We start from the raw sequence: 5,146 nt of genomic DNA, 5'->3' as shown, positions 1-5,146 counted from the left end.
CCCCCCCCCCCCCGTAGAGGGGGCTTCGTAGAGCGCGGTTCCCCTCTCGGGCGCGGCTTCGCCGAGACACCTCTCCCCACTTTCGTGGGGCGAGGAACCCAAGCTGGCATGAAGCCGCATTCTAACGCTGAAGGCGCAATTTTGTTCTTGCTTTGTGCCGGCAGCTATGCTAATAATTTGGGTATGGTGATGATTTCCACCGACGATCCCGTCCGCCGAGGCGGGTTTTTTGTTTCCGGGTTTTTGTTTCGCAGCCGCTTTGCCTGCTCTCTCAACCCGAAAACGCCACCAGCCCTTCGTCTTTGACCCGGCGGATGGTCAGCGCGGTTCGCACCGTATCGACATTGGGGGCCGAGGCCAGTTCCTCGATGACGAAGGTCTGGAAGGTGCCGAGATCGCTCGCCACGCAATGTAGCAGGAAATCGGACTCGCCCGACACCATCCAGGCGTCGCGCACGATCGGCCAGCCGCGGGTGCGCTCGGCGAAGGTCTTGAGTTCGGCGTCGGCCTGGTGATGCAGGCCGATCAGACAGAAGGCGACGACGTCGAGGCCGAGCGCCGGAGCGTTGAGCAAAGCGCGGTAGCCGCGGATGATGCCGGCCTCTTCCAGCCGCCTGACGCGGCGCAGGCACGGCGGCGCCGAAATGCCGACGCGGCTCGACAGTTCGACATTGGTCATGCGTCCGTCCTGCTGAAGCTCGCGCAGGATCTTCCAGTCGATGGCATCGAGATCGGCCTTGATCGGCATGGTGGCTTCCGTGGTGACGCGAAAGAATCTTTCGCGACTTTGTAATTAAACGACTTTGCTGTCTATTCCATCCGCTGGATCGAGGATTTTCGCATCATCTTGCTGCGGGTTGCTTGTCGCCGTCGCCGGCGCCGAAGCTTTCCGGGGACGAACGGCAACTTGCCTTGCTGGCGTCGCAGGCAACACTTACATTACGCGCAACAATCGACGAGAGTTCATGCCACAATCCATGGCTGCTCCCCGCAGAGGTTTTTCATGATCACCAAGCATGCGCCTGTTCTCATCATCGGCTCCGGCCCCGCCGGCTATACGGCGGCGATCTATGCCGCCCGCGCCATGCTCAAGCCGATGCTGGTCGCCGGCCTGCAGCAGGGCGGGCAACTGATGATCACCACCGATGTCGAAAACTATCCGGGCTTCGCCGAACCGATCCAGGGTCCATGGCTGATGAGCGAGATGCTCAGGCAGGCCGAGCATGTCGGCACCGACATCGTCAACGACATCATCACCGAGGTCGACCTCAACGTGCGGCCGTTCCGCGCCAAGGGCGATTCCGGCACGATCTATACCGCCGACGCGCTGATCATCGCCACCGGCGCCCAGGCCAAATGGCTGGGCATCCCGAGCGAACACACCTTTATGGGATTTGGCGTCTCGGCCTGCGCCACCTGCGACGGCTTCTTCTACCGCGGCAAGGACGTCGCGGTGATCGGCGGCGGCAATTCGGCGGTGGAGGAAGCGCTCTATCTCTCCAACCTGGCCAAGAGCGTCACCGTCATCCACAGGCGCAGCGATTTCCGCGCCGAGCGCATCCTGCGCGAGCGGCTGCTGCGGAAAGACAATGTCCGCATCATCTGGGACACGGTGGTCGACGAGATCACCGGCAGGCCCGGCAAGGCGCCGCTGCCGCCGTCGGTCGAAGGGCTGAAGCTGCGCAACGTGGTGACCGGGCAGGAGATGCATCTGGTGGTCGACGGCGTGTTCGTGGCGATCGGCCACGCGCCGGCGGTCGAGCTGTTTGCCGGCAAGCTGAAGCAGAAGCCGAACGGCTATCTGTGGACGGCGCCGGATTCGACCCGCACCGATATGCCGGGTGTGTTCGCCGCCGGCGACGTGACCGACGACATCTACCGCCAGGCGGTGACGGCGGCCGGTCTCGGCTGCATGGCCGCGCTTGAGGCGGAAAAATATCTGGCGGGGATCGAGGTTCACCGCGAAGCGGCGGAGTGATTGTTCGATAAGCGGCTGAGAAAAGCCGCGCAAAAGCCTGATTTTTCATTCAGACGCCGAAAACAGGCGGACGCCAGAAAACAGGACGAGGGGAAATCATGGCGTTGGATTGGGACAAGCTACGCGTGTTTCACGCCGCGGCGGAAGCGGGGTCGTTCACCCATGCCGCGGAAACACTGCATTTGTCGCAATCGGCGATCTCGCGGCAGGTCAGCGCGCTCGAGCATGACGTCGGCGTGCCGCTGTTCAATCGCCATGCCCGCGGCCTGGTGCTGACCGAGCAGGGCGAGATGCTGTTCCGCACGGCGCACGACGTGCTGATGAAGCTCGAAACCATCAAGTCGCGACTGACCGAAACCAAGGACCGGCCCTCCGGCGTGCTCAGGGTGACGACCACGGTCGGCCTCGGCGCCGGCTGGCTGACAGAGCGCGTGCAGGAATTCATCGAGCTCTATCCCGAGGTCAGCCTGCAGCTCATCCTGGCCAATGAGGAGCTCGATCTCACGATGCGCCAGGCCGACTGCGCCATCCGGCTGCGCCAGCCGCAGCAGCCGGACCTCATCCAGCGCCGCCTGTTCACCGTGCATTTCCATCTCTACGCGGCGCCATCCTATGTAAACAAATACGGCAAGCCGAATTCGATCGCCGAGCTGAAAACCCATCGCATCGTCACCTTCGGCGTGCCGGTGCCGGCGCATCTGTCGGAACTGAACTGGCTGGAGACGGTCGGCGATTTCGAAGGCGGGCAAAGGGTGCCGACGCTGCAGATCAACGACATATTGTCGATCAAGCGGGCGGTGCAGGGCGGCGCCGGCATCGCCATGCTGCCGGATTACGTGGTCAGCAAGGATTCCGGACTGGTGCAGTTGCTGCCCGAGACCGAAGTGCCGTCCTTCGATACCTATTTCGCCTATCCCGATGCGATGAAGAACCAGGCGAAGCTGCATGTCTTCCGCGATTTCATCATCGCCAAGGCGCGCAGCTGGTCGTTCTGATTTAATGCATGTCGCGCAAAAGCGTGCAGCGGTTTTGCGATAAGGACATGCATCAAACAAGAACCTAAAGCGCGTCGCATCAGGTCGGTCGAACGCAACGCGCTTTAGGAACGCGTATCCGCCAGCGTGCTGGCGCCGTAGCGCAAACCGTCGACCAGCAGGGCAACCATGCGCCGCGCCTGGGCAGGGCCGCCGCCATGTGCCGGCATGGCAAGGCTGGCGGCCGCCCCCAACAGGTCGCCCGGCTCGATATCGGCGCGCACCTCGCCGGCCGCGGCCGCCGCCTCCAGCAATGTTTGAAGCGCGGGCCGGAGCCGTTGGTTGAAATAGGCAGGCAAAGTGTCGAATGCCGGATTGCCTGAGTACAAGGCTGCCGCGAGGCCGCGTTTTGCCGTGATGAAATCCACATAGCGCTGCATCCACAGGGCCAGCGCTTCACCGGGCTCATGCTTTCCGGCCAGGATCGGCGCGGCGTCCGCACAGGCGTCAACCTCGTTGCGGAAGACGGCCACGATCAGGTCCGAGCGCTGTGGAAAATGGCGGTAGACGGTGCCGACGCCGACGCCAGCCTTTTCCGCGATCTCTCGCACCGGAGCCTCCACGCCGGAGGTCGCGAACACCGCCATGGCCGCCCGGAGCAACGCGTCGATGTTGCGCCGTGCGTCGGCGCGCACGTGGCGATCCGCGCGGTCGCGGGGTTCCAGACCATCGCCTTGATCCGTTTTGCCGTTCGGCGTTTTTTCGCCCATCAAATTACCTCTTGCAAACGGAACCTTGTTCCGGATATATGTGGAACGTGGTTCCGTTTGACTTGTATCTAGCACGGCAAAGCGGTGTTGGCCACACATCGGTGCACAAAAGGAGATTACCATGCAGGACAAACCCGTCGCCCTGGTCACCGGGGCCAACAAGGGCATCGGTCTTCAGATCGCCAAGGACCTCGCGGCGAACGGCCTTACCGTGCTCGTAGGATCGCGCAGGCTCGAGCATGCCGAGGCAGCCGCAAATAGCATCGGAGAGGATGCCCACGCCCTGCAGCTCGACGTCACCGATCAGGCGTCGATCGCCGCCGCGGCAGAGCGCATCCGCATCGAACTCGGCCGCCTCGACGTGCTGGTGAACAATGCCGGCATCTCCCATGCGGGAAAGCCCGGCACGTCGTTCGAGGAGATCATCAACTCGGGCCGCCCGAGTGTTGCCTCTCTCGACGACGTACGCGCGGTGTTCGAGACGAACGTGTTTGGCATCGTCGCCGTCACGCAAGCGATGCTGCGGCTCCTTCGTGAGGCGCCGGCGGCGCGTATCGTCAACGTATCGAGCGGCGCCGGCTCGCTGACATTGAACGCGGATCCGGCCTTTCCGTACCGCACTTCGTTTGGCGCCGTTTACAACCCGTCGAAGACGGCCGTCAACGCGATGACGCTCGCCTTCGCCATCGAGCTCGAGGAGACCGGCATCAAGGTCAACGCTGCCTGCCCGGGCTACACCGCGACGGAGCTCAACAACTTCCAAGGTCCGCGCACCGTCGAACAGGCCGCGCGGGAGCCCGTGCGCCTCGCCCTTCTCGATGCGAACGGCCCGACGGGCACGTTCTCGAACGAGGACGGCCCGCTGCCGTGGTGACGGCCTTGGAGCCTGCCTCAGCCGCGCCAAGGTGTCAGGCGGGGCAGCCAGCCTGGTACGGCACGGCGATAGGCCTCATATTCGTCACCGTAGCGGCGGGCAAGCGTCGGTTCCTCATATAGTCTCACGAAGGAGATCATGGCGGCCGCGGCGATGACTAGGCCGTAGACTCATTAGCGCGAAGCCATAGCCTGATCGAAGCGAGCTGGATCATGGCGAGGAAGTTGGCAGCCAGCTTGTCGTAGCGGGTGGCGACGCGACGGAAGTGCTTCAGCTTGGAGAAGAACCGCTCGATCAGGTTGCGCTCGCGATAGAGCCGCTTGCTGAAGCAGGGTTTCCACTCCGGTTGCGCTTGGCCGGGATGTTCGGCGTGGCACCCTGCTGCTGGATCAGCTCCCGGATGCGGTCGGCATCATAGGCCTTGTCCGCCAGCACGATGGCGCGCGGACCGAGGTGGTCGAGGAATGTATCGACGATCTGCCCGTCATGGGCTTGCCCTGCTGTCAGGCCGAGCCGGATCGGCAGCCCGCACGCATCGACGACCACGTGG

General features: G+C 63.5%; 5 protein-coding genes and 2 pseudogenes. 3 read left to right on the top strand and 4 right to left on the bottom strand.

Going from position 1 to position 5,146, the window contains the following annotated elements; all coding sequences use genetic code 11:
• Positions 1–271: 271 nt before the first annotated feature.
• Complete coding sequence (locus tag NKJ20_RS33810) at positions 272–748, bottom strand: Lrp/AsnC family transcriptional regulator (protein ID WP_352749915.1); 477 nt, start codon at positions 746–748, stop codon at positions 272–274.
• Between the two features lie 255 nt (positions 749–1,003).
• On the opposite strand from NKJ20_RS33810, the gene trxB reads away from it, so the two are divergent.
• Both trxB and NKJ20_RS33800 read left to right on the top strand, forming a co-directional pair.
• A complete protein-coding gene (trxB, locus tag NKJ20_RS33805; protein ID WP_352469805.1) occupies positions 1,004–1,978 on the top strand; it encodes a thioredoxin-disulfide reductase in 975 nt (324 codons plus the stop codon).
• 98 nt (positions 1,979–2,076) lie between these two features.
• On the top strand, positions 2,077–2,973 hold the full coding sequence (locus tag NKJ20_RS33800) for a LysR family transcriptional regulator (protein WP_023678345.1): 897 nt from the start codon (positions 2,077–2,079) through the stop codon (positions 2,971–2,973).
• Positions 2,974–3,077: 104 nt separating this feature from the next.
• Here NKJ20_RS33800 and NKJ20_RS33795 read toward each other — a convergent pair whose 3' ends face one another.
• Complete coding sequence (locus tag NKJ20_RS33795) at positions 3,078–3,722, bottom strand: TetR/AcrR family transcriptional regulator (protein ID WP_352458407.1); 645 nt, start codon at positions 3,720–3,722, stop codon at positions 3,078–3,080.
• Between the two features lie 121 nt (positions 3,723–3,843).
• Between NKJ20_RS33795 and NKJ20_RS33790 the strand changes: the two genes are divergently transcribed.
• The gene (locus NKJ20_RS33790) at positions 3,844–4,596 is read left to right on the top strand and encodes an SDR family oxidoreductase (protein WP_352749912.1); all 753 of its coding nucleotides are present in this window, start codon (positions 3,844–3,846) and stop codon (positions 4,594–4,596) included.
• Positions 4,597–4,613: 17 nt separating this feature from the next.
• Here NKJ20_RS33790 and NKJ20_RS33785 read toward each other — a convergent pair.
• Together NKJ20_RS33785 and NKJ20_RS33780 are read right to left on the bottom strand one after the other, a co-directional pair.
• Positions 4,614–4,754 (bottom strand): annotated as a pseudogene (locus tag NKJ20_RS33785) (isoprenylcysteine carboxyl methyltransferase); the annotation flags it as partial.
• A pseudogene (locus NKJ20_RS33780) lies at positions 4,754–5,146 on the bottom strand (IS5 family transposase); the annotation flags it as partial. The pseudogenes NKJ20_RS33785 and NKJ20_RS33780, both read right to left, overlap by 1 nt.

Origin of the sequence: Mesorhizobium sp. M0185, from assembly GCF_040322175.1 — a bacterium.
Taxonomy (GTDB): domain Bacteria; phylum Pseudomonadota; class Alphaproteobacteria; order Rhizobiales; family Rhizobiaceae; genus Mesorhizobium.
This window is presented reverse-complemented; position numbering and strand designations above follow the sequence as displayed.

Excerpts from the sequence above, each read along its gene's own strand:
- NKJ20_RS33795 (WP_352458407.1), bottom strand. The coding sequence starts at position 3,722 with ATGGGCGAAAAAACGCCGAACGGCAAAACGGATCAAGGCGATGGTCTG.
- NKJ20_RS33800 (WP_023678345.1), top strand. The coding sequence starts at position 2,077 with ATGGCGTTGGATTGGGACAAGCTACGCGTGTTTCACGCCGCGGCGGAA.
- NKJ20_RS33790 (WP_352749912.1), top strand. The coding sequence starts at position 3,844 with ATGCAGGACAAACCCGTCGCCCTGGTCACCGGGGCCAACAAGGGCATC.
- trxB (WP_352469805.1), top strand. The coding sequence starts at position 1,004 with ATGATCACCAAGCATGCGCCTGTTCTCATCATCGGCTCCGGCCCCGCC.
- NKJ20_RS33810 (WP_352749915.1), bottom strand. The coding sequence starts at position 748 with ATGCCGATCAAGGCCGATCTCGATGCCATCGACTGGAAGATCCTGCGC.